This is a genomic window from Vicinamibacterales bacterium (genome assembly GCA_036504215.1).
In the GTDB taxonomy this organism is placed as follows: Bacteria; Acidobacteriota; Vicinamibacteria; order Vicinamibacterales; family Fen-181; genus FEN-299.
Window position 1 is genome coordinate 1 of the sequence record DASXVO010000085.1, and the last position, 23,605, is coordinate 23,605.

A 23,605-nucleotide genomic window follows, 5' to 3' on the forward strand; every position below is an offset into this window, starting at 1 on the left:
TTTGGCTCCAAGGCCAGGGGCGACTCTCGGCCGGACTCTGATCTCGACGTACTCGTGGTCGTCACCGGTGATCGCGTGGGGGCTGAAGACCTGGCCATCGACATTGCGTTCGACATCAACGTCGCGAGCGATCTCTACATCTCGCCGCGCGTCGTCACGGCGGGATCCCTCACAGATCCTGTGTGGCGCACGACGTTGTTCGTTCAGACGGTCACGCGCGAGAGCGTTGCGTTGTGACGCCGGAAGCCAGTTTCCTCGCTCGGCACCGAATGGAGCGCGCCACGGCCGCCTGTGCGGAAGGCGATCTTCTCGCCGACCAACAGTCACACCGCGGCGCGATGAACCGCTACTACTACGCCGCTTTTCATGCCGCTCGCGCGCTGCTGGCGACATGCGATGTCGACTCAGCGCGTCACGCAGGCGTCATCGCACTTTTCCAGCAGCACTTCGTGAAGACCGGCAGGTTCCCTGCCGAGATCGCTCGCGCACTGCCGCGGTCGTTCGAGAAGCGTCTATCGTCTGATTACTCGGACTTCGTCGAGATCAGTGCCGAGGAAGCCGAGAAGGTGCGGAGCGAAGTTCGTGCTTTCGTCAACGCCTGCCGAGAGTTCCTGGCAAGGCCGCAGGAGTAGCGTTGCCGACCCGGCACGCGACGGGCCCGGATTCCGATGCCGCAGCCTATCCCAAGGGTCAGCGCGGACGCCCTCTGGTCGCAAGACTGTGGTCGGCGACCAGCGATGATCGCCGATTGCTGAGCGACCTCAGAATCGCATCGAGCACCAAGTCCAGATCCTTCCCCACATCTTCAGCAAGGAACCGCAACACCACGTAGCCGTTCTCTTGCAGCAACTGGTCCTTACGGCGGTCGCGCCGGTACGCGATTGGGTCCCCCAGATGCTGGGCGCCGTCCAGTTCGACTGCCAGGCGGACATCAGCGCAGAGCAGGTCGACCTCCAAGTTTCCCTGGCCGTCGAACGCAATCGGCAACCGAGCATTCAGGGTGAAACGCCCCTTGGTGTCCGACATGGTCTCGAGCCGGCGATAGAGAAAGGACTCGGTCGCGCTCCGCGCGCGGGCGGCGCCTTGTGCGTCGAGAGGCACTACTCGAGCGACGTGGACGAACAGGCTGGCGAGTGGCGTATCGACACCGTCGCGGACGAGCCGCGGTACGCTGCCGGAGTAGTCGCGTTTCCACACCGGATCTGAGGGCAGGGGGACATCGATGGGCCATCCGGGGATCGCCCGCCTCCGCCAAGGCTTCGGCGAGGTCTCGCCGAAGTTCGTCTGCACCGCCGCCGAACAAAGGCGGACACTCGCCGGCAAGAGAATACGATAGCCGATCGCTTCGTAGCCGCGGCAACGTCGGTCGAACATCCGCGCCAGCATCGGCACATTGAGATCGGCGTAGTCGTACACTCGCACCTCCCTCTTGCCGTCATGCAGGCGGTGCAGCCGACCGGCGTACTGGGCGATCTTGCCAACGATCCGTTCCTCGAGTCGGTCGAGGTGGTCGTTTTGTTCCGTCAGCACGAGCGGAGGCCGGCCGCCGTTCACCGCATCGACCACGCGGCAAGCCGGAGCCCTGCGAAGGCGGACCAACTCCGGCTGCGGTTCAGAATCCGTAGGCTCCCTGCTGTTCCAATCGCAGATATTGCCAGCCTCGTGAGCGAGAACGAGGGACTCCCGGAATCTCGACCTGTCAGCCCAACTCCTCTTCGCAGTCCGGCACCACCGAGCACCCTGAAAACCCCCTCCGCGTCGGCCAAATAAGCGTTAGACTGTTATCGCTTACTTGGCCTGCCCGTTAATAAGCAGCGCTTACTTGTGAGGTCCTGATGCGTACGACTGGCGAATACGTCGATGTCTCGACCGCCGGCGTGTCCGCGCGGGCCTTTGTACCAGCGAGCTTGCCCCCGGTTCCCGCGGTATCGATTGATGCGGCCCTTCGGTCGCGGCTGGACCGCTCGCTGCTCAAGTTGGGCCGATTGGACAGCATCTCGGCGTTCCTCCCGAACCCGGACTTGTTCCTGTACAGCTATGTCCGGAAGGAGGCCGTCGTGTCCTCGCAGATTGAGGGAACGCAGTCCTCACTCTCGGACCTCCTGCTGTTTGAAGTCTCTGCCGCCCCAGGGGTGCCGTTCGATGACGTGGTGGAGGTCTCGAACTACGTCGCAGCTCTCGAGCACGGACTGGCCCGGCTGAAGGACGGGTTTCCCCTGTCGGACCGCCTGATCCGCGAGTTGCACGAACGCCTGATGCGAAGGGGTCGTGGCGCGGAGCAGCGACCCGGCAAGTTCCGCACGAGCCAGAACTGGCTCGGCGGCGCCACACCGGCGCAGGCCGTGTTCGTGCCGCCGCCCGCCGATCGCGTCCCCGACTGCATGGCCGCGCTCGAGCGCTTTCTGCACGACATCCCAACGTCGACACCTGCCGTCATCAAGGCCGCGCTCGCGCACGTCCAGTTCGAGACGATTCACCCGTTCCTCGACGGGAACGGCCGACTGGGGCGCCTCCTCGTGCCGCTGATCCTGCACGTCGACGGCGTCCTCGATCGCCCTCTGCTGTATCTGAGCCTCTACTTCAAGCAACGGCGCGAGGAATACTACGCCCGGCTCGGACGGGTCCGAACGGACGGCGACTGGGAGGGATGGCTCGCGTTCTTCGTCGACGGTGTCATCGAGGTGGCGGAGAACGCCGTCACCACGGCCCGCCGGCTGGCCGACATGGTGCAGCACGATCGCGAACGTGTGCGCGCCATCGGACGCGGCGCGCCAACGGCCCTTCAGGTGCACGAGTCGCTCCAACGAGAGCCCGTCACGACGATTCCTCGCCTGGTCACAGCCACGAAACTGTCGGTGCCAGGCGCGACCGCCGCGCTGGAGCGTCTCGTCGCGCTCGACCTGGTGCGCGAGGTCACCGGGCGTCAGCGCGGGCGTGTCTACAGCTACGCGCCCTACGTGAGCCTCCTCAGCGAAGGCACGGAACCGCTCGCGAGGTAACGGTCGGCGCCCGGGCGCTGACGAATGACTCAACCCACTCTTCGCCGACATGCCGGATCGAACCGATTGCCTGTGGCGAGCGCCAGTGGGTCGAGGACGACAAGAGCGCGATCATTGAGCCCGCCGCCCTCACGCCGATCGAGTCGGGTTCTGCGGGCGAATCCTTCAGAGGAAGACTGATCGCAGACACGCGTTCCACGGTGTCTCCGCGCGGCCAAGGGGTGTCTGGATTCTCCACTTCAATCTCTGCGAAATTCGTGCCGTGTCCCTATTTAAGAACGTATAGCGTATACTATCAGGGACATCATGACGAGTGGCAGCAGACCCACGCGCACCGACAAACTCCAGCGACTCTACGAAGTCGCGGCCACCCAAGCCGGGCACTTCACGGCCGCCCAGGCGCGGGCGCTTGGATACAGCGCTCGAAGCCTGGTGCACCACGTAGGCGCGGGCCACATCGAGCGGATCCGCCGAGGCTTTTATCGACTCGTTGGTGTGCCGACCGCTTCACACGAGGACGTCGTGGCGGCTTGGCTGAGACTGGCTCGTCGGCACGCGGTCGTGTCGCACGAAACGGCGCTTGCCCTCTACGACCTGGCACCGTCGCGAGCCAATGAGGTCCATCTGACCGTGTCGCGGGATCGCAGACCACGAACCACTCAGGCCGCGACCGACGCGAAGATCCACACCACCACCACGCCGCTTCGCCGTGATGAAGTGGCGAGCCGCTTCGGGGTGCAGATCACCTCCCCCGCCCGAACGCTCGCCGATGTCGCCGACATTGGCACTGACCCCAGCGTCGTCATCGAAGCGACGGCCCGCGCGTTCGCGACTGGCCTCGTTTCGCCGGACGAGTTGAGTGCGGCCGTCGAGCACCGCTCGGCCCGCGTTCAACAGCTTGTCAAGCGAGCCATTCGGGAGGTAGCCGCCCGTGCGTGACTACGCGACGCCCGCTGCGTTTCACGCGGCCGTCGAAGCGACGCTGCGAGCTCGTGCGCATCGCCTCAGCGTTCCTGCCTACATTGTTCGCCGACAGGCGGCGCTCGAACGACTGATGGTGCGGCTGGCCAGAGTGGCGCCCGGTCGCTGGGCGGTGAAGGGCGGCATGGCGCTCGAGACCAGGCTCGGTGAGCGCGCACGCGTATCGGTCGATCTGGACGCGGATCACATCCAGGGCGGTGAAGCCGCCCGCGCCGACCTGCAACGCGCGGCCGTCGACGACGTGGATGATTACTTCGCGTTCGCTCTCGTCAGCAGCGATGCCCTTCAAGAAGTCGGGGTCCGTCTGGCCGTTCGGTACGGACTCGAGAGCTCGCTCGCAGGACGACCCTTCGAGCCAGTCCAGGTGGACGTCACGATTGCGCCACCCGAATTATGGGACGCTCAACCGGCGCAACGACCTGGCCTGCTCGCCGGCCTTGGGCTGGCCCCCATCACTCTCATGTTGGTGCCGCTGGAGCGCCACGTCGCCGAGAAACTGCACGCCTACACTCGGACCTACAAAGGCGGCGGAAACACCAGGGTCAGGGACATCGTCGATCTGCAACTCATTCGGGAACACGAGCACGTCGACCCGGCGGCGCTCCGTGACGCGATTCGGCACGTATTCGATCGCCGGGCGACGCACATCGTGCCCGAGCGCCTTCCGCCGCCCCCGCGCGCACTGCGCGTGGCGTATCGCCGAGAAGCAGAACGGGTCGGCCTCCTCGCGTCTCTCGACGAGGCATACCTGGTCTTGGCTGATTGGCTGGATCCTGTGCTGGCCGAGATTCATCAGCCCGACACCGAAGGCAAGAGGCCACGTAGGCGTTGACGCCGCCCGGGGCCGTTCGATGTCTCGCCAGCACGCCGGAAGTGGAGGTGGCGGATTCTCCACTCCCATTCATCTCGCGCTCCCCCTCGAGAGCGTGAAGGCGTGATTCGTGGACGACAATTCCCGATGTCTGCCCAGCGACCTCAAGCAGGTTCCGTCGGACCGGGCCTGCGTCGCAGCCGGATGGCCAGCCACACGGCCGCCGCGCCCAGCGCGAGGATCGCGACCAGGACGAGGTGGCCGAAGCCGGGTGTCCGATCGAGGACGAACCGGTCGGGCCGGTCCGGGTCGACAAAGCACGTCGTGATCGTGCCGGAACGGTAGGGCGCCACCAGCCTCTCGGCCCGGCGGCTGACGAAGATGTGGCTGTCTGACCAGAAGCCCAGCGCCGTCACCCATGTCCGGCCCGAGCGGTACCGCGTCACCGCCTGTGGAGCGTAGGAGCCGCTGCGGGCCTTCGTCCCGCGGCCGCCGCTCGCTGGCGGTTCGTAGGCGGCAACCGCGTCCACGACGGTGCACGAGACCGGCTCCCACGACCGGAGCATCGCGATGTCGGTGACGAGCGTGCGGGTGCCGTCAACCGCGAACAGGCCGCCGATCGTCAGGGTCGCGAACACGGCAACCGCACCGCCGGCGGCGAGTCCCGCCGCCATCGGCAACCCTGCCACGCGCCTGCGCAGCCAGACCCAGAGGCCGATCGACACGCACAGCGCGCCCAGCAGGACGCACTCGTACGGCCCTACGATGACCGGCCCGACGCGCACGCCCCATCCGGGCCGGCTTCCGCGGGCCTCCCCGACCTCGACGGTCTCGGTGCGGTGGACCGCCAGGGATTCTCCGTCCCTGGCCGCGGCGACGGTCAGTTGCAGTCCTGAACCGTACATCCAGCGCGGCGCGACCACCGAGAACTCGACGCGGCGGTCGCCGCGCGCGGGGATCGTTCCGCGCCAGGAGACCCGACGCTCGCCCGGATCGAACCGGACGTCCGCGCCCTCGGCGGCGCCGCCGAAGAGGAACCGGTCGCCCATCTCCGCCGAGACCGAGACGTCGACCGGTTCGTCCGAGGTGGACCGGACGACCATCGCCACCGCGATCGGCTCGCCCGCCGGGGCGCGCCTGGGAACGACGAGCTCCGACCTGGCCAGCGTCGGGTCCTCCGGCGACTGGGCGGCAGGCGTGCCGGGCGCCTGGAGAACGGCCAGCGTGACGAGGAGGGAAATGCGCGTCAGGGATCGGCGGCTTTGTGAAAGCACGGAGAACCTCGCCTTCCGGCCGGACCGCGCGGCGGCACGCCGGATTGAGAGCACACGAGTGTCTTTGCCAACCATGTTGTTCATCCTGAGCGCTCTGGAACGAATGGTGTTGCTCCACAGCCGTCCACTTCAGAGGAGGCCCCGGATGAAACTCTATCGTAATACCAATGGATGTAGACTGAACGACGCCTCATCGGGACGGGCGCCACGGTGATGGAGAACTCTGGCCCGGCATCCGTCCGATTGGTGATCGCCCTCCGAGGAGCCGTATGACTCGTTCCTGCCTCTCCTGCGTGATTCTCGCCGTGTTGCTGTTCCCGGCGCTCGCGGACCACGTCGGACGGCTCGACGCCGTCGGCGCGGGCTCGTCGGTCGAGCGCCTCAGGCCGGCGCTGCCGAGGATTCCCGGCCGCACGTTCAGGCTCGCGGACTTCGGTGCCGTGGGTGACGGCAAGACGCTCAACACCGAGGCGTTCAGCAAGGCCATCGCCGCCGTTGAGAAGGCTGGCGGCGGCAGGCTGGTCGTGCCGAAGGGCGTCTTCCGCACTCGGCCCTTCACGCTCTGCTCGAACCTCGATCTGCACCTCGAGGCCGGCGCGGTGATCCAGGCGCCGGATACCTTCGAGGCCCTCGGCCTGCCCGATCCCCGCACGCTCACGTCCCAGGCCGAAGTGGCCGCGAAGGTGAAGGTGCCAGCCCCCCTCATCAGTGGCCGGAATCTCCACGACGTGGCCCTGACCGGCTCCGGGACGATTGACGGCAGCGGCCGCCACTGGTGGGAATGGTCCGAGCGCGCGGCGCGCGCCGTGGCCGGCACCGAGCCGGGGCGGGTCGTCTATCCGCGCCCGAACCTCGTGGTGATCAACGGGTGCGAGCGTCTCCACGTCGCCGACCTCACCCTGACCAACTCGTCGAAGTTCCACCTGGTGCCGAGCAACATCACCGACCTCACGATCGAACGCATCAAGGTTCGCGCGCCGTTCGACGCGCCCAATACCGACGCCATCGATCCCGGTCCGGGCACGAACTTCCTGATCCGGGACTGCGACATCGACACGGGCGACGACGACATCGTCATCAAGAACGGCGGGACGAACATCCTGATCGAGAACAACAGGATCAAGCACGGCCACGGCATTTCGATCGGATCGGGCACGACCGCAGGCATCCACCACATGCTCGTCCGCCACTGCACGCTCGAGGGCACGGACAACGGCATCCGCATCAAGTCGATGCGTGGCGCCGGCGGTCCGGTTGACGACATCCGGTACACCGACATCAGGATGAAGAACGTTCCGAATGCCATCGTGTTCATCCTGGACTACGTCGACAACAACCGCCCCGACTTCAAGGGCGATCCAACCAGGGTCCCCTCCATCCGGGACGTCCTCATCGACAACGTGACGATCGAGGGCTCGGAGAATGCCGGACGGATTGTCGGCCTGCCCGACAGCCCGATCAGGGGCCTCACGTTTCGCAAGGTCCGGATCACGGCGGAGCACGACCTCGTCATCAAGGACGCCGACCCGCCCGTGTTCGACCGCGTGACCCGCACCATCAAGAAGGGCGTCGCTCCTGCCCGCGCCAGGATCATCGAATAGTACCTGATGTGGTAGTCGCTCCAGGTGTTGGTGACTTCGGTGGGGTAGAGTTCCTTGCCACCTGCCGAGGTATGCGCGGGGGGATCGGACGGCCTGCCGATCTGCACGACTCCGACCCCTGCAACGGCGGAGTGGGCGCAAGCCACGACCAGCGTCGCGACGCACATGACGGAACCGTACTGCATGGATACCCTTTCGGTGATGGACACGTCCATCCCGGCCAGGCATTCCGCCGCAGGGATTCGCGCCAATTGTGACCGATCGGGGAGAATGCGGGATGAACCCGCGAGATGGCGAGATGGCGTCCGAGCGCCTGGAGGCACCATGGCATTCATGCTACTGGATCTGATGTGGCAGTTCCTTTGGAGGTGAGGGATGCATTCGATGAAAGTCTGCATTGTCGGGGCCTCTGGGAAACTCGGCAGGCACATGGTGCAGCACGCGCTCGACCGGGGCTACGAGGTGGTTGGCGTCTGTCGCGAGCGCAGCGTAGGCAAACTCGACGCGTTCAAAGGGCGCATCACAGTCGTCCCCGGCGGTACGAACGACCGCGAGGTCATCAAGAAGGCTGTCGCAGGGTGTGACGGGGTGCTCACCGTGCTGGTTCCTTGGGGAGTTCACCAGTACTCGTCGGGGACGGCCCAGGCGGTACTCGACCACGCGCGTCCGGGCGCGCGGCTGATCTTCTCCTGCGGCTGGCACATTACGCGGGACGGCCAGGACGTGTACTCGCGGACCTTCAAAGCGGCCGTGAAGGTCGTGGGCTGGCTCGCGCGGCTGGTTCGCGCGGTGGAGGTCGACGACCAGGTGGAGGCGTGCCGGCGGGTGTTTGCCAGCAACACCCGGTGGACGGTCGCGCGCGGGAGCGACCTTGAAGAGGGCGAGAGCCAAGGCCTGCCCGTGTGGAGTCGGCACGTGGGTGATCCCATCCTCGAGAGCAATATGACGCGCCGCGTGGACTTCGCCCTATTCATGGTAGAGGCCCTCGAGAACGACGAGTTGGTCCACGAAGCCCCGGCAATTGTCGGATGCCGCACACCCTCGGCGCTCGCACACGCCGCTGCTGTTGGGCCGGGCCATGACCGCTGAACGGTCCGGCGACGGCCTCCCACGCGACTTCAGCACAAACCGCTTCACGCTCGCGCTGGCGAACGGAAACTGACGGTCGTCGCCAGCGCCGCCGTCGCGGTGATCGGCATCACACCCCGAACTTCGTGGAGACCGGCGTGGCAGCCCCCGACTGCTGGCTGAGGGTTCACTCGCCCCCTGGTGCACGCCGATCCACAGTGGCTTCGCGACGGTGAAAGCCCCAGGTCGCGCCTGTTTGTCCGCTTGGCGCCACGCGGCTCGGCCTGGTCAGGCAACTGCTCACCGAAAGCGCCGCAGGCCCCATCGCCGCGGCGGTGGCGCCCGTCCTCACCTGGGGGCTGCTCGGGGTGGCCGTGACGCTGGTGGCAGAGGCGCCGACTCCCGAGTATTGCCGGTCAGCTACATGGTCGCCCGGCGCACGCGTCAAGTCGGCATCCGAATGGCCCTCGGCGCGCGGAGGCACGACGTCGTTCCGGGCCGCGAGCACTCCCGTGATGTCCGTCTCGCCCGGTCGTCACGGTCGCGCGTGACGGCGGTCCAATCAGCGGAACAACAGCGGCGCTGCGTCGCGCAGGTTCATGCGCCAGATCGGCCAGGTGTGGTCGTCGCGCCGGCCCGGCCACATCGATTCATAGTCGGTACGTGCGTATTCGTGCTTGATCCTGCTGGCCGTCAGGAACTTGTCGAAGGCGTCGCTGGCATCCACCAGGTGGTCCTTCGTTCCGCAGAAGATCATGAGCATCTTCATCTGCTGGTTGGTCTTCTCAGGGTTCGCGATCAGGTCCGCGAACATCTTCTTGTAGATGTCCTCGGGGTAGCGGATCGCGGGCGAGAGTCCGATCACCGTCGCGAACAGGCCCGTGTTCTGCAGCCCGAAGCGCAGCGTCTGCCCGCCGCCCATGGAGAGCCCCATGATGGCCCGGTTGTCGCGGTCCGTCAGCGTGCGGTAGTGCGAGTCCACGTAGGGGACGACCTCCTTGTACAACGCCCGCTGCAGCATGTCGTTGTTCTTCTCGCGGTCGATCTGTGAATCCGCCATGACGTGCCCGCGCGGCATCACGATGATCATCGGCTTCGCCTTGCCCGCCGCGAGCAGGTTGTCGAGGATGAAGTTGGCCCGGCCTTCCTCCACCCATCCGCCTTCGAGATCGCCCGAGCCGTGCAGCAGGTACAGCACCGGGTACTTCTGACTGCCCGTCGAGTACCCCGGAGGCGTGTAGATCCAGAGCCTGCGCGTTTCTTTCAGCAGCTCGGAGGGGTAGAAGTTGATCTCCACCTTGCCGTGCGGCACGGGCGTTTCGGCGTAGAAATCGGGGTAGCCCGGCATGAGAAAGCGGTTGTTGTTGCCGCGCGGCCCCACCTTGGCGCCGGTATTCCTCTGGTCCATGGTGGGCGCGCCGTCCACCATGTAGAGGTAGGTGTAACCGTCGGGGCGCAACCCGCTGAGGCTCGCGCTCCACACGCCCCGGTCGTCCTTGGTCATGGGAAGGAACCTCTTCCCGGCGACCGTGATCGCCTCGCCCCGCACCTCGACCTTCTGTGCCTGCGGTGCGTACATGCGGAACGTGATGACGCCGTCCTTGAACTCCACAGGGTTGAACTGCGGGACATCCTCGGTCGGATCAACGGCCGCACCGGGACGGGGCGTCTGGCCGAACGAGACGGCCGCAACGAAAACGATGGCGAGACCCAGGAACCACGATCTCTTCATGAGTGCCTCCAGGCCGGATCACCGCTTCCCATGGTCTCGGCCCGGCTCACACACCTCGCTGAGACCACGGGAAGCGCCAGGGCGTGCCTACTTGAAGAGCAGTTGTGCGTAGTCGCCCAGGAAGTCGCGCCAGAGGAACCAGTAGTGCCTGCCTGGGATTTCCTTGTAGGACGTCTTGATGCCGGCGGCCTTCACAGCGGCCTCGAGCTCGATCGTGCGATCGCGCGCCTGGTCGGTCGTGCCGGCGCCGGTCCAGTAGAAATGGAGTCCGCCGGCCTTCATCGCGGCCAACTGCTTCGTCATGGTCTCGTCGATGCCGCCGCGGAGGCCCGAGCTGAACACGGCGATCCATCCGAACACGAGCGGGTTGTTGGTGGTGGCCATGATCGTGTGGCCGCCGCCCATCGACAGCCCGGCAATGGCGCGGTTGTCCTTGTTGGCGATGACGCGGTAGGACTTCTCGACGAACGGAATCACGTCCTTCACGAGGCTGTTCGGATAAGACCCCACGTACGGCTGCGCCGGCCGGGGCGGCTGTGCCGCCTGTCCGGCGGCCTGCGCGGCAGCCTGGATCGGCGGGGGCGCCGGCGCCACGACCTGCTGCGGAGCCGGGGTCGGGCCGTAGCCGAAGCCCTGTGACACGGTCTGAGTGGCGTTGCCGTTGGGCATGACCACGATCATCGGCTTGATCTTGCCGGCCGCGAGGAGGTTGTCCATGATGATGGTGGCGCGGCCCATGGTGGTCCAGGCGTCTTCGTCGCCGCCGCCGCCGTGCAGCAGGTAGAGCACCGGGTACTTCGCGGTCGAGGTCTTGTAGTCGGGCGGCAGCCACACGTACATGCGCCGCCGCTCCTGGTTCAGCGTGGGCGAGGGAAACCAGACCTGTTCCACGGTTCCGTGCGGGACGTCCTTGAAGTCCCACAGCGCGGATTCCGGTCCGGAGACCATCAGCAGGTTGTCGTACCGGTTGCCGTCGCGCTGCGTCTCGCCGTTGCTCGGATCGAGGGCCTTCACGCCGTCGGCGAGGAACCAGTAGCCCCACAACTGCGGAGCCATCGGCCCGATCGTCACCGACCAGACACCGGCATCGTCCTTCTTCATCTTGATGTCGGTTCCGCCGTCCCAGCTTCCGTTGAGCGTGACCTCCTGGGACTTCGGCGCGAAGAAGCGGAACGTGACGGTTCTGTCAGGGTGGATGTCCGGCGACAGCAGGCGCGGTGCGGCCGGCCGGGTCGCGGCTCCAGGGTCGGGCTGGGCAAACGCGACGGATGCGGTGAAGAGCGCGATGACGAGCGCTCCGATCCCACTCGAGCGACTCAACGTCATGAATCCTCCTCGTTGAACGAATAGGGGCAATGTTCTTGCCTATCGGAACAGCATCGCTGCCATGTCGGCGAGCGAGTGACGCCAGACCTTCCACTCGTGCTCGCCCGGGTATCGCTTGAACGTGAGGTTGATCCTGCGCGCGCGCAAGTCCGCTTCGACCTTGGTGAGCGCGTCGATGCGGTTGTCCTCCGTGCCGCACGAGAAGAAGAGCAACTCGAGCCTCTTATTGGTGGCGGCGGGGTCGGCGAAAAAGCCCGGGGAGACCTGTTCCAGGAGGTTCGCCCCGGGGACCACGCCGTTCACCGCGCGGCCAAAAGTCCCAGAGCTCATGATGCCCACCGATGCGAAGACGTCGAGCCGCTTCAGCCCGACGTTCGTCGCAATACCGGAGCCCATCGACAGGCCGGCGATGGCCCGGTTCTCGCGACCGGCCAGCGTGCGGAAGTGGTTCTCCACGAAGGGAACGATGTCGTTCACGATGGCCCGCTCGTGGGGCGCGAATTCCGTATTGCCACTTCCCACGCCGGGAGGTGGAGCGGTGCGCGGCCCGGCAGCGTCCAGCGAGGCCAACTCGTTCCAGTACGCGTTCGGCATCACCACGATCATGGGTCTGGCCTTGCCCTGCGCGATCAGGTTGTCCATGATCACGTTGGCAACACCCATCTCCGGCCATGCCGCTTCGTCTCCTCCGCTGCCGTGCAGCAGGTACAGCACGGGGTACCTGGTTGTGCCCTCCTCGTACCCTGGCGGAGTGTAGACGAACATCCGGCGCGCGGCTTTCAACTCCGCCGACCGGAACCACGTCGTCGTCACCGTTCCATGGGGCACGGCCCGCGGCTGGAACACCGCAGACGCGTCGCCGGGCACGAGCACGGTGTTCATGAATCCGACGCCGTCGCGCACGACGTTGTAGTTGCGCGGATCGAGCGTCCTGACTCCGTTCACCGAAAAGGTGTACGCCCACAGCTCGGGCTGGAGCACCGACGTCGTCACGGTCCAGAGACCTGACGCGTCCCTGGTCATCGCCAGGTCGCGACCGCCCTGCCAATTCCCTTGCACCAGCACCTCTGCGGCTTTGGGCGCGAGGAGGCGGAACGTGATCCGGCCGTCTGCGAGCACCTCTGGAGAACGGACCGCCGCCTGGGCCTGGCCGCCCCGGGTGCCCACCGACGTCGCAGGCGGCTCCTGTGCCACCAGGCCCGTGGAGAGAACCGTGGACAGAACGACGATTGCACCTGTCGCGTGAATCAGCCTCATAGGTGTCCTTGTCTTCTATTTCGAAGCCGGCTGGAACAGCCTCGGCAGCAGATCCTTCAGTGACACGCGCCAGACCGGCCACTCGTGGATGTATCCCGGGAACTCCATGAGCGTGTACTTCATCCCTTCGTCCTTCAGGACCTGCTTCACCGCGGCGTGCGCGGCCTGCAGAGTGTCCGCCGTGCCGATCGAAATGTACAAGAGTCGCAACTTGTCGTTCGCGCTGGAATCGAGCTGTGGCAGGAGGGCGGCGAACTTCACAGGATCGATGGACCGGGCGATGTCCGGTCCCTTCAGGCTTGCAGCATTCGGGGGAGGCGGAACATCGATCGCGGCACCCGGCATGACGGGATAGCCTCCGCTGAAGGCGGCCACCCACGCGAACAGGTCGAGGTTGTTGAACGCGACGTACATGGTCTGGGCGCCGCCAACCGACAGACCTGCGATGGCTCGGTGCTCCCGGTCCGTCCGGGTCCGGTAGATCTTGTCGATGAACGGAACCAGGTCCTTGACCAGGCTCGCGGGGAAACGACGGAACCGGCCCGGATCCTGATTCGCCGGGAGCGCGGGCGGGGCGGGCACCAAATCGGGGGCGGCGATCCGCGTCGTGTTCCCGTTGGGCATCACGACGATCATCGGCTGTGCTTTGCGCTTGGCGATCAGGTTGTCGAGAATCTGGCTGGCCCGGCCGCAGGACGACCAGGCATCCTCGTCGCCGCTTCCACCGTGGAGCAGGTAGAGCACGGGATACCGCTCGGTCCCGTTTTCGTACCCGGCCGGCGTGTACACATAAGCACGGCGCGTCTCGTTCACGGCTGGAGAGGGATACCACTGCAGTGACACCGTTCCGTGGGGGACGGCGTTCACGATGTAGTCCGCCGATTCCGGCCCTGGCACGAGCAGCGTGTTTTCGATCTTGTCCGTGTTGCGCCGCGTATTGACGTTGCGTGGATCCAGGGTGGTCACACCGTTGACGCTGAACGTGTAGATCCAGAACTCGGGCTTCAGCGGACCGACGGTGGCCGACCAGACGCCCTTGTCGTCCTTCACCATCGGAGTCGTGGTGCTGTCGATGCCGCCCGGCCAGTCCCCGGTGACGGAGACACTCGTGGCGCCCGGTGCGAGCAATCGGAAGGTCACGCGTCCATCCGGCAGAACCTCGGGAGAGACCACCCGTGGGGGGCCCTGCCTGGGTGCCTGCGCCGTCACCACACCAGTGGAGAGAAGAAAGCCGATCATTGCCGAGGCGAAGATCTTCATGAAGTTCTTCGGAGCGGATCGCGAATGAAGGGTCCCCGGGAAGGGAGAGAGACCGGCAGTCCCCCGCCCTCCCCGGGACCAGATCACGGCGGGCGTCAGAACTGGAAGCGGGCCAGCAACTGGATCTCCCGCGACGGCCGGGCGGACGCCACCGTCCCGAACCCCGACTTGTTCACGAGGTTGCCGGCAGAGTCGTACGCCAGGTTCGTCGGCGTCGGGTCGGCGTAGCTCTTGAGAATGAGCGTCGAGTTGACCGTCAGGAACTGGTCCGTGTTGAGCGCGTTGAACAGGTCGACCCTCAGTTCCAGCCGGCGTTTGCCGCCGAGCGGGACGAACTTGCTCACCGAAAGGTCGAGGTTGTTCTGCATGGGGCCGGCGAGGTAGTTCTTGCCCGATTCGAGGCCGACGCTGCCCGCCTTGGGCACCGCGAAGGCGTCCACGTTGAACTGCCTGTAGGGATCGCTGCTGTGCCCGCTGCCGGGATCCCCGACGACCAGCAACCGTGCCCCTTCGAGCCCCTGCGTGCCGGTGAGACCGTAGGCCGAGAGGCCTTGAATGGTGAAGGTGGGCGTGTAGGGCACGCCGGACACCAGGCGGTAGACTCCCGAGATCTGCCAGTCGTTGGCGAAGGCGCCGAGGGTGCGGTCGCTCGTCACCTTCGGTGTCTGCCAGACGAACTGCGCGATGAAGTTGTGACGCCGGTCGTAGTCGAGCAGGGCGTAATTGGCCTGGGCCTGGTACTGGTCATTGCGGGGGAACCCGACCACGTTCGGGTTCGGGTTGTTGTTGCCCGCCGGCAGGTCGATGCTCGACGTGCCCATCGCCTTGCTGAGCGTGTATCCGAGCGAGAACAGCAGGCCCTGGTGGAACCGACGGTTGAACGACATCTGCAGCGAGTTGTAATCCGCGTACGCGCTGGTGTCGACCATGAAGATGTTGCCGTAGCCCTGGTACGGCCGGAGGAGGTCGACCGGCAGAGCGGTGGCGCCAGGAATGCTGCTGGCCTTGAGCGTCGGATCCTGGTTCTGCGGCAGGAAGGCGGCCCCGTAGCTCGGCGCGTTGATGTTCTTCTGCGTGTGCTGATGGCGGCTCTTCGTGCCGACGTACGACACGTCGACCACCGAATGCCACGGCAACTGGACCTGGACGCCCACGTTGTAGGCGTAGACTCGCGGGAACGTGCCGTCCTGCTGGAACGCGAACAGGGTGGGCGGGGCGACCAGGGCGCTGTTCGCGTTGATGTCCTGCAGCCTCCCGTAGAAGAGCGTTGGCTGAACAACCGTCGGTGGCTGCTCGATCATGCCGTACACCGTGTCGCCCATTGGCCGGTTGTAGAACACACCGCCGCCGCCGCGCACGACGATCTGCTGCTTGCCGGTCACGTCCCACGAGGCGCCAAACCGCGGCGCGACCTGGATCCCGGCGTTCTGGTAGAGGTACTCGTCGATGCCGTTCGTCCCGGCCTGGAAGAGTCCGTTCTGCAGCGATCCCGAACCCGGGACGATGCGGCCGATCGCGGCGGCGGGCTGGACCTGGCCCGTCACCTTGTCGTAGGCCACGCGCACGCCGTTCACGACGGCCGGGTAGTAGAGGCGCGGTGCCGAACTCGGGGTGTACTTGTCGGGCAGGAAGTTGGAGGTTTGGTTCTTCGTGTCGTGCGTCTGCTGCATCCAGTAGAAGCGGACCCCGTAGTCCAGCGTGAGGCGATCCCCGGCCTTCCAGTTGTCCTGCAGGTACCACTCGACGTTGTTGTAGACGTAGTTCCCCTCCACCCACTGCGCCGCCTGGCCGTAGGTCTGGTAGATGCCGAGCGCCGCGTTGGCGAACGGGTATCCGCTGTCCAAGGGGTTCGATGCGTCGTTCTGGAAGCTGATGTTCCCGTTGGCTGCCGCGCGGCTGCTCTGTGGCTTGAGGCTGTGGCTGAAGTACACGCCGGCCTTCGCCGTGTGCTGGCCGAACGTCTTGGTGATGCTGCCGGCGAGGTCCTGCGTGGGGTTGGCGTTGATGAACGGCGCGTACTCGGTCTGGTTGGTCGGCGAGAAGCTGGTGCCGACTCGGCCGTTCCAATTGAACCGCGGCACCATGTCGAGCTGCACCGCCGCGGGATAGAGCATCGGCAGCGCGGAGAGGCCGTACGCCGTCTTGTTGTACTGGTCGGGGTACAGCGGCATGTTGGTGAACGCGTTTCGCGCCCGACCGTAGGTGAGCTCCAGGAATGTGGTGTTGTTGAGCGTGACCGCCGACGTCACCGACACTCCCCGGTTGTTCCGCTGGTCATCCTTCAGGCCAAATTGAGGGAGGTTCGTCCCGTAGCCGGTCGTGCCGCCGCCATAGGGCTGCATGTTCGTGCCGACCGTCTGCAGCAGCTTCCCGTAGATGCGCCAGTTGGCGCCCGGCATCCAGTCGAGCCGTATCAGGTCCTGGCGGCGCGGCGTCTCCTGCGGGTCCTGCGAAACGTAGTTGTAGCCCTGCGAGATGGTCGATGAGCTGTTGGCGGCCGGGTACATCTTCAGGATGTTGAGGCCCACCTGGTAGATCTTGCTCGCCGGAACCTTCCCGAGGACGCCGCCGTCCTGGAAGCAGCCGCGGGTGTCCGTCGGACTGCACGGCAGACCGGTCGTGTAGTCCCTGATGTAGGGGTAGAGCGCGCCGGCACTGTCCCGCGTCTGCGAGAAGTCGCCATTCCGCTCGAGGTCGGTCGGGACGCGCACGCGCTGCGGCACGGTCTGCGCGATGAGACGCTTCTGGAACTCCTGGTTGACGAAGAAGAACAGCTTGCTCCGGCTCTTGTTGAAGCCGCCCGGCAGCAGCACGGGGCCGCCGATCGAGTAGCCGAAGTCGCGCTGCTGCAGCGGCGGAACAGGCTGTGGCGGGGTCGCTTTCTCGTTGAACCAGGTGTTGGAGTTCAGGTCGGAGTTCCGGCGTACGAAGTAGAGGGAGCCGCGGAATTCGCGGCCGCCGCTCTTGGTCACCGCGGTGACCTGCGCGCCCGCCGACCGCCCGTACTCGGCCTGGTAGTTCGACGAGAGGACCTTGATTTCCTGGACGGCATCGAGTGAGAGCGACACGGACGGCCCCTGGTTGCTGCCGGTGTCCATGCTCGTGATGCCGTCGATCTGGACGTTGTTCTGGTTCGCGCGCATCCCGTTCGCGTTCATCGAGTTCGACTGCGCGCCGAGAGCCCCGACCGTCGACGCCGTGTTCACGATGCCGGGGGCGTTGAATGCCAGCCCGAAGAAGCTGCGCCCGTTCACCGCGACGCTCTGCACGACCTCGCCCTCGACGCTGAACGACCGTTCGGCGCTCGTGGTCTGCATGTCCGTGGCCTTGGCGGCGACGGTGACCGTCTCCGACAGGGCGCCGACCTCGACCGTCAGGACGCCGAGGCTCTTCTTGTCGCCGGCGTTCACCTGCAAGCTCGCCACCTCGAGGGTTCTGAACCCCTCCATCGTCACCTTGATCTTGTAGGTGTCGGCCGAAACGGTCGGGAAGACGAAGTATCCTTCGTGGTTCGACACCACCTCGATCGCCGTGCCACGAGTCACGCTGGTCAGCACGACGGTGGCACCGGGAATGACGCCCCCCTGGGCGTCCTTGACGCTCCCGAACACCGACGCGCTGGTGATCTGCGCGTGTGCGGCATGCCAGCCACCTCCGAGTAGGACCAGGGCGACGGCCAACGCCGCCAGCCGCGCCTTCACATCACGTCGCATGAAATGACTCCTTGCTGGGGAACACCGGCTGTTCACAGTCGCAAGCACTGCACGGGGAACCGTAGGTCTCCGCCTCGCGAGAACCCGTTCGGCACGGCCGCGCGTGCCGTCGCCGGGCGGATCCGTTCACGTTCCGCTGGTCAACTTCCGCAGTTCGCGGTCCGGATCGAACTGCACGGCGCAGGTGTCGTCGAACACCATCACCTCGCCCGCGTCGGGGCTGAAGGCGGGCCATTTCGGCAGGCCCGGGTGGTTCGGGTTGCCGGTGCGCGCGAAGGCGATCCACGCATCGCTCATCCGCCCGGCCAGCTCCCTGGCCTCGGGCGAGCCGCCCGTCATGGCCGCGCACCGGTCCGTATTGTCGAACACGAATGGCAGCTCGCTGCAGTGAAACGCCCGCGGCCGGCCGTCGAGAATTGGCGTCTGCCACGTGAACCAGTAGAGGAATGCCGGCGCCGCACCGAGCGCCCGCTTGCGCGTCGCCTGCACGATGGCGTTGTGGCGTTGCGCTGCGGCCGACATGCGCGAGAAGACGTCCGACGGCCTCGCGCCTGGCATCGCACGCCGGTAGGCGGCGACGGCCTGCGCCCCTTGCCCACCATAGGCGGCCGTCGCCCGCGCCTGCAGCTCCTGCTCGGTGATGGCCTCGACACCCGGCGTCTGGATCTCGTTGCCGAACTCGTTCAGGGTCGAACCGATCAACATCGGAATGTCCGCGGAGACGGCGGGCGCAACCGGGTCGAACGGGTGATGCGGGACGTGCTTGCCGTCCACGACCGCCGCGAGCCCGGCGCGGTCGGCAGCGACGAGCCGGGAAAGCCCCCCGGGCCGGCCGGCCGGCCCCATCTTGCGCTGCGCCGCCTGCGCAGCCTCGAGCAGGTGCGCGTGTGGCATTGTGTGGAGCTGGTCAACTTGCGACGCCGAGAGCCCGAGTTCCGCCAGGGTGAGCGCGGCAAGCTTCGCCGCGCTCTCGGCCGGCACCATCCGAAGTCCGGACCCGCTGTGCACCGCAGCCCGGTGGAACAGCCCTCGCGCCGCCGGCATCGCCATGACCGTGCTCACCTTTGCGCCACCGCCCGACTGCCCGAAGATCGTCACATTGCCGGGATCGCCCCCGAAGCTGGCAATGTTGTCGTGCACCCATTGCAGGGCGGCGACGATGTCCAGCATGCCGGCGTTCCCGGAGTCCGCGTAGCGGCTGCCGCAGGCGCTCAGGTCGAGGTAGCCGAGCACATTCAGTCGGTGGTTGAGCGAGACGACCACGACATCGCCGCGCCGGCTGAGGCGCTCGCCGTGATACGCCTTCAACTCCTGGCCCGAACCGGCGAGGAACTGGCCCCCGTGGATCCACACGAGCACCGGCCGCTTCTTGTTGTCGTTCAGCCCCGGCGTCCAGACGTTCACGCGCAGGCAGTCCTCACCGGGCTGCCCGTCGTCCCACTCGAAGACGAATGCCTCTTCGTCGTTCTTCCAGCCCGTGCGTGGCCCTTGCGGGCACGTCGGCCCGTAGTACATCGCGCTACGGACGCCCGCCCACGGCACCGGCTTGGACGGAGGCGCGAAGCGGGCCTGCCCTTCCGTGGACGCGGCGTACGGAATGCCCCTGAACGTGAGGATGCCGCCGCTGACGAACCCCCGAACCTTCCCTGCTGCGGTCTCGACGACGGCCTTCCGATCGGAGGCGATGACGAGCGGAGCCGCCGCGGGGGCCGGTGCCTGCGCCAACGCGGACACCGGCGACGCGGCGCACACGGCCGCCGTGCCCGCGATGGTCACGGCCCCGGCCAGAACGTCGCGACGGCTCGGCAGCGACTGATCGTCCATGTGGTCGTTGTCCTTCTTCTTCAACAAGGAGGTGAGTCGGTCGGCGCGACCGAGAGGTCGGCGGCCAGGAATGTGGAGCGTCATGACGCGCACCTGTTTACACTGATACGGAGGCGTTCGTTAGCGGTTTGTTACGAGCCGGACCCTGCTGTCACGAGCCGGTCACCAGTTTGCGAGCACTCGCGCTACTCTTGCTGAGCGCTGAGCGCGACGCGGTGCCAGGCCGGAGACAGACTTGTCCGGGTGACGTTCGAGTACAGGGAACGGGGACACGATGCTACGCTCGATCGTCGAAGCGCTTCCGGGCCGGGTCGCGGCGACGGATCCTCCCGTCGAGGCGACCGGAGTCGTGCCCAGGCGCCGTCCCCCGCGCTGGCTGCTGGTAGCCGGGTTCTGGACCCTGGTCGTGCTGGTCTACTCGACCCGGATGATGCGGGTCGCCCCGTCCGCGTGGGTCCCGATCTCGTGGTTCGAGTCGCTGAAGATCGCCGCGGCCCAGTGGTACACGTGGGGCCTGCTGTCGTTCGGCATCTACTGGGTGAACCGGAAGCTGCCCTTCGGGAAGGACGCCCTCGTACGGCGTCTGCTGTGCCACGTGCCACTCAGTCTCGCCTTCACCGTCGGTTACACCTACGTGAACTACGGCGCAACGCTCCTGCTCGGCACGCCCCTCGACTTGCCCTGGCTCGGACCGTCCCTGCTCGAAACTCTGACCCGCGCCGGCTACCGCCTGGGAACGTTCGTCTACTGGTCAATCGCCGCAATCTGCATGGCACTGGACTACCAGAGCGACCTGAAGGACCGCGAGGTCCGCGCCGCCGAGCTGGAGCGCCTGCTGACCGAGGCGCGCCTCGCCACGCTCCGATCGCAACTCGATCCGCATTTCCTGTTCAACGCGCTGAACTCCATCTCGGCCTACGTCGAGAGCGCGCCGCGCGAGGCGCGCCTGATGATCGAGCAACTGGGCGATCTCCTGCGGCTCTCGCTCGAACACGCGGACGAGCAGGAGGTTCCGCTCGAACGCGAGCTCATGTTCGTCGACCGGTACATGCAACTCCAGCTCGTCCGGTTCGCCGGGCGGCTCGACGTGCAGGTACGCGTAAACGACGACGTGCTGACAGCCGCCGTGCCGACGTTCATGCTGCAACCGCTCGTCGAGAACGCGATCCGCCACGGCGTCTCGAAACTCTCGACCGCGGGCTCCATCGAACTGTCGGCCTGGCGCACGGGCAGGAATCTCCGGGTACGCGTGCGGGACAACGGACCGGGCGTGCCCCCCGGATGGACACTCGACGAGCACGTGGGCATCGGCTTGGGCAACACCCGGGCGCGGCTGGAACAGCTGTACGGAAAGGGCGAGTACTCGCTCGAGGTGACGACGGACGCTGAGGCGGGTACCTGCGCGGACGTCACGATCCCCTATCACGTCGAATAGTTCTGCGGCAGGTGACGACCATGGGAAAGATCAGGACGATCGTCGTCGATGACGAAAAGCCCGCGCGGGTGCGTCTGATCGAGTTGCTGAACCGCGAGGCCGACTTCGACGTGCTCGGCACGGCGACAGACGGTCGCGAGGCGGTCGACCTGATTCGCGATATCAAGCCCGACCTGGTGTTTCTCGACGTCCAGATGCCGACGCTCGACGGCTTCGGCGTCCTGCAGGAACTCGCGCCGGACGAACTCCCGGTCGTCATCTTCGTGACGGCGTACGACAAGTACGCCATCCAGGCCTTCGACGCCCATGCGATCGATTACCTGCTGAAGCCGTTCAGCGATCAGCGGTTCGAGAGCGCCATCAAGCGCGCCCGCAAGTACCTCGAGACGCCGGAGGCTCGTGAACAGGCCGAACTGCTCACGGCGGCCACGCAGGAACGGCGGAGCGTCGACGCGCGCTCCGGCTTCCTCGAGCGGCTCGTGGTGAAGGCGAGCGGCAACGTGACGTTCCTCGATGTCGACGACGTGGACTGGATCGAGGCGGCGGGCGTGTACGTGTACTTGCACACCGGGCCCAAGGTCCATCTCTACCGATCGAGTGTCACCCAACTGCTGCAACGCCTCGATCCGCGCCGGTTCGTCCGGGTCCACCGCTCGGCCGCGGTCAACACGGCGCGGATCAGCGAGCTGCGCGGCCGGTCGCACGGCGACTTCACGGTCGTCCTGCAGAACGGCGCGGAAGTCGCCATGAGCCGCGGCTACCGCGCGGCCCTGGAATCATGGCTGCGCCAGCCGATTTGACGCCTGCCGCGCTGTTGAATTCGGCCACGTGCTGCTGCTTCTATCCCCCCACCAACGCCTTGGTAGCATGGACGTGGCCCTTGAGACCGTAGAACGCGATGTAGACATAGCAGAGGATCGGCACGAAGAACGCGTGCTGGATCCCGATCGCGTCTGCGAAGACTCCCTGGATGACAGGGACGATCGCGCCCCCGACGATGGCCATGCAGAGGATCCCCGAACCCTGGCCCGTGTGGCGGCCGAGGCCATCGACGGCGAGCGTGAAGATCGTCGGGAACATGATGGAGTTGAACAGCCCCACCGCGAGGATCGCCCACATCGAGACATGGCCCGTGGTCAGCATCGTCGTCAGCACCAGGACGGCCGCCGCGCAGGCGTTGAACGTCAGCACGCGACCCGGCCGGATCACCCTCATCACCCCCGCCCCCACGAATCTGCCGACCATCGCACCGCCCCAGTAGAACGACAGGTAGCGGCCCGCATCCGCCGCCGAGAGGCCGCCGATGTCGGACTGACCGAGGAAGTTCACAAGAAAGCTGCCGATGGCGACTTCGCCGCCGACGTACACGAAGATCGCCACCGCCCCGAGAACCAGGTGGGGGTACTTCCAGGCGCTCGGCTGATCGCCGGCCCCCGCAATCCCGTCGCCGGCCGGAGTCGAGGCCGCTTCAATCACTGGCAGTTTCAGAAACGCGAAGACCGCGGCGATCACGAACAGCGACGCCGCGAGTCCCAGGTAGGGCACCTGCACCGACGCGGCCTCTGCGAACTGGTACGCGGTCAAGTCGGATGAATTCAGCGCCGCCAGTTCTTCCGCGCTCTTGGCGGCGACCGACAAGATCAGCAACGACCCGAACAGGGGTGCCAGCGTCGTTCCCAGCGAATTGAATGCCTGCGTCAGCGTCAGCCGGCTGGAGGCCGTCTCCGGCTTGCCGAGAATGGCCACGTACGGATTGGCGGACACCTGGAGGAGCGTAATCCCCGACGCGAGCACGAACAGCGCCGTGAGGAAGATCGGATAGGACCGCGTACCCGCGGCCGGGTAGAACATCAGGCAGCCGACGCCGGCGGTCACCAGGCCGATGACGATGCCGCGCTTGTAGCCGACTTTCTCGACAATGAGGCCGGACGGGAGCGAGACCACGAAGTAGGCCGTGAAGAACGTGAACTGGATCAACATCACCTGGGTGTAGTTCAGCGAGAACACCGTCTTCAGGTGCGGAATCAGGATGTCATTGAGGCAGGTGATGAACCCCCACATGAAGAAGAGGGTGGTGAGGATCGAAAGTGCCGCGGTGTAATCCTGCGCGTGTGAAGCGGACGTCCGTCGCGGTGTCGTCGCCGGTGCTGCCTGGGCCATATCGCTCCTCCTGTGACCTTCAGTAGGCTTCGCCTCTGAGAACCGTCGTCGTCTGGTCGCGCCGGGACTCGGACTTCCGCCTTCCGCCCGCGCGGGCATCTAACCACAGACGATCAGAGAGCGCCTATAGGTTTGTTACGGGAGGGACCGGACGGTTGCGAGCC

At 66.2% G+C, this 23,605-nt stretch carries 18 protein-coding genes; 9 read left to right on the forward strand and 9 right to left on the reverse strand.

Going from position 1 to position 23,605, the window contains the following annotated elements:
- Both VGK32_22440 and VGK32_22445 read left to right on the forward strand, forming a co-directional pair.
- The coding region (locus VGK32_22440; GenBank protein HEY3384527.1) for a nucleotidyltransferase domain-containing protein at positions 1-237 on the forward strand (237 nt) is incomplete at its 5' end.
- A complete protein-coding gene (locus tag VGK32_22445) occupies positions 234-632 on the forward strand; it encodes a HEPN domain-containing protein (protein HEY3384528.1) in 399 nt (132 codons plus the stop codon). The genes VGK32_22440 and VGK32_22445, both read left to right, overlap by 4 nt.
- A 58-nt stretch (positions 633-690) precedes the next feature.
- On the opposite strand, the gene VGK32_22450 is transcribed toward VGK32_22445, so the two are convergent.
- The gene (locus VGK32_22450) at positions 691-1,566 is read right to left on the reverse strand and encodes a DUF559 domain-containing protein (protein HEY3384529.1); all 876 of its coding nucleotides are present in this window, start codon (positions 1,564-1,566) and stop codon (positions 691-693) included.
- A 269-nt stretch (positions 1,567-1,835) separates the two neighbouring features.
- On the opposite strand from VGK32_22450, the gene VGK32_22455 reads away from it, so the two are divergent.
- From VGK32_22455 to VGK32_22465, 3 genes are all read left to right on the forward strand, one after another.
- Positions 1,836-2,999 carry a Fic family protein gene (locus VGK32_22455; GenBank protein ID HEY3384530.1) on the forward strand — a complete coding sequence of 388 codons (1,164 nt, stop codon included), beginning with the start codon at positions 1,836-1,838 and terminating at the stop codon, positions 2,997-2,999.
- A gap of 306 nt (positions 3,000-3,305) precedes the next feature.
- The gene (locus VGK32_22460) at positions 3,306-3,938 is read left to right on the forward strand and encodes a type IV toxin-antitoxin system AbiEi family antitoxin domain-containing protein (protein ID HEY3384531.1); all 633 of its coding nucleotides are present in this window, start codon (positions 3,306-3,308) and stop codon (positions 3,936-3,938) included.
- A complete protein-coding gene (locus VGK32_22465; protein ID HEY3384532.1) occupies positions 3,931-4,812 on the forward strand; it encodes a nucleotidyl transferase AbiEii/AbiGii toxin family protein in 882 nt (293 codons plus the stop codon). Before VGK32_22460 ends, VGK32_22465 begins: the two co-directional genes overlap by 8 nt.
- Before the next feature lie 143 nt (positions 4,813-4,955).
- On the opposite strand, the gene VGK32_22470 is transcribed toward VGK32_22465, so the two are convergent.
- Positions 4,956-6,140, reverse strand: coding sequence for a DUF3592 domain-containing protein (locus tag VGK32_22470; protein HEY3384533.1), 1,185 nt, complete (start codon positions 6,138-6,140; stop codon positions 4,956-4,958).
- A 194-nt stretch (positions 6,141-6,334) separates the two neighbouring features.
- On the opposite strand from VGK32_22470, the gene VGK32_22475 reads away from it, so the two are divergent.
- Both VGK32_22475 and VGK32_22480 read left to right on the forward strand, forming a co-directional pair.
- Positions 6,335-7,666 (forward strand): glycosyl hydrolase family 28 protein, encoded by a 1,332-nt coding sequence (locus tag VGK32_22475; GenBank protein ID HEY3384534.1) that lies wholly within the window; start codon positions 6,335-6,337, stop codon positions 7,664-7,666.
- Positions 7,667-8,050: 384 nt separating this feature from the next.
- A complete protein-coding gene (locus VGK32_22480) occupies positions 8,051-8,755 on the forward strand; it encodes an NAD(P)H-binding protein (protein ID HEY3384535.1) in 705 nt (234 codons plus the stop codon).
- A 541-nt stretch (positions 8,756-9,296) separates the two neighbouring features.
- Here the strand turns inward: VGK32_22480 and VGK32_22485 are convergent.
- The 6 genes from VGK32_22485 to VGK32_22510 all read right to left on the reverse strand — a co-directional run bounded on the left by VGK32_22485 (position 9,297) and on the right by VGK32_22510 (position 19,930).
- A complete protein-coding gene (locus tag VGK32_22485; GenBank protein ID HEY3384536.1) occupies positions 9,297-10,466 on the reverse strand; it encodes an alpha/beta hydrolase-fold protein in 1,170 nt (389 codons plus the stop codon).
- Positions 10,467-10,553: 87 nt separating this feature from the next.
- Complete coding sequence (locus tag VGK32_22490) at positions 10,554-11,792, reverse strand: alpha/beta hydrolase-fold protein (protein ID HEY3384537.1); 1,239 nt, start codon at positions 11,790-11,792, stop codon at positions 10,554-10,556.
- A 39-nt stretch (positions 11,793-11,831) separates the two neighbouring features.
- Positions 11,832-13,049 carry an alpha/beta hydrolase-fold protein gene (locus tag VGK32_22495; GenBank protein ID HEY3384538.1) on the reverse strand — a complete coding sequence of 406 codons (1,218 nt, stop codon included), beginning with the start codon at positions 13,047-13,049 and terminating at the stop codon, positions 11,832-11,834.
- 15 nt (positions 13,050-13,064) lie between these two features.
- Entirely contained in the window at positions 13,065-14,309 is a 1,245-nt protein-coding gene (locus VGK32_22500) for an alpha/beta hydrolase-fold protein (GenBank protein ID HEY3384539.1), read from the reverse strand.
- 95 nt (positions 14,310-14,404) lie between these two features.
- Positions 14,405-18,022 carry a carboxypeptidase regulatory-like domain-containing protein gene (locus VGK32_22505; protein HEY3384540.1) on the reverse strand — a complete coding sequence of 1,206 codons (3,618 nt, stop codon included), beginning with the start codon at positions 18,020-18,022 and terminating at the stop codon, positions 14,405-14,407.
- A 126-nt stretch (positions 18,023-18,148) separates the two neighbouring features.
- Entirely contained in the window at positions 18,149-19,930 is a 1,782-nt protein-coding gene (locus tag VGK32_22510; GenBank protein HEY3384541.1) for a carboxylesterase family protein, read from the reverse strand.
- A 190-nt stretch (positions 19,931-20,120) separates the two neighbouring features.
- Here VGK32_22510 and VGK32_22515 point away from each other — a divergent pair, with 190 nt between their 5' ends.
- Entirely contained in the window at positions 20,121-21,281 is a 1,161-nt protein-coding gene (locus tag VGK32_22515) for a histidine kinase (GenBank protein ID HEY3384542.1), read from the forward strand.
- Between the two features lie 20 nt (positions 21,282-21,301).
- Positions 21,302-22,081 (forward strand): LytTR family DNA-binding domain-containing protein, encoded by a 780-nt coding sequence (locus VGK32_22520; GenBank protein ID HEY3384543.1) that lies wholly within the window; start codon positions 21,302-21,304, stop codon positions 22,079-22,081.
- 40 nt (positions 22,082-22,121) lie between these two features.
- On the opposite strand, the gene VGK32_22525 is transcribed toward VGK32_22520, so the two are convergent.
- A complete protein-coding gene (locus tag VGK32_22525; GenBank protein HEY3384544.1) occupies positions 22,122-23,441 on the reverse strand; it encodes a sugar MFS transporter in 1,320 nt (439 codons plus the stop codon).
- Between the last annotated feature and the right edge of the window lie 164 nt (positions 23,442-23,605).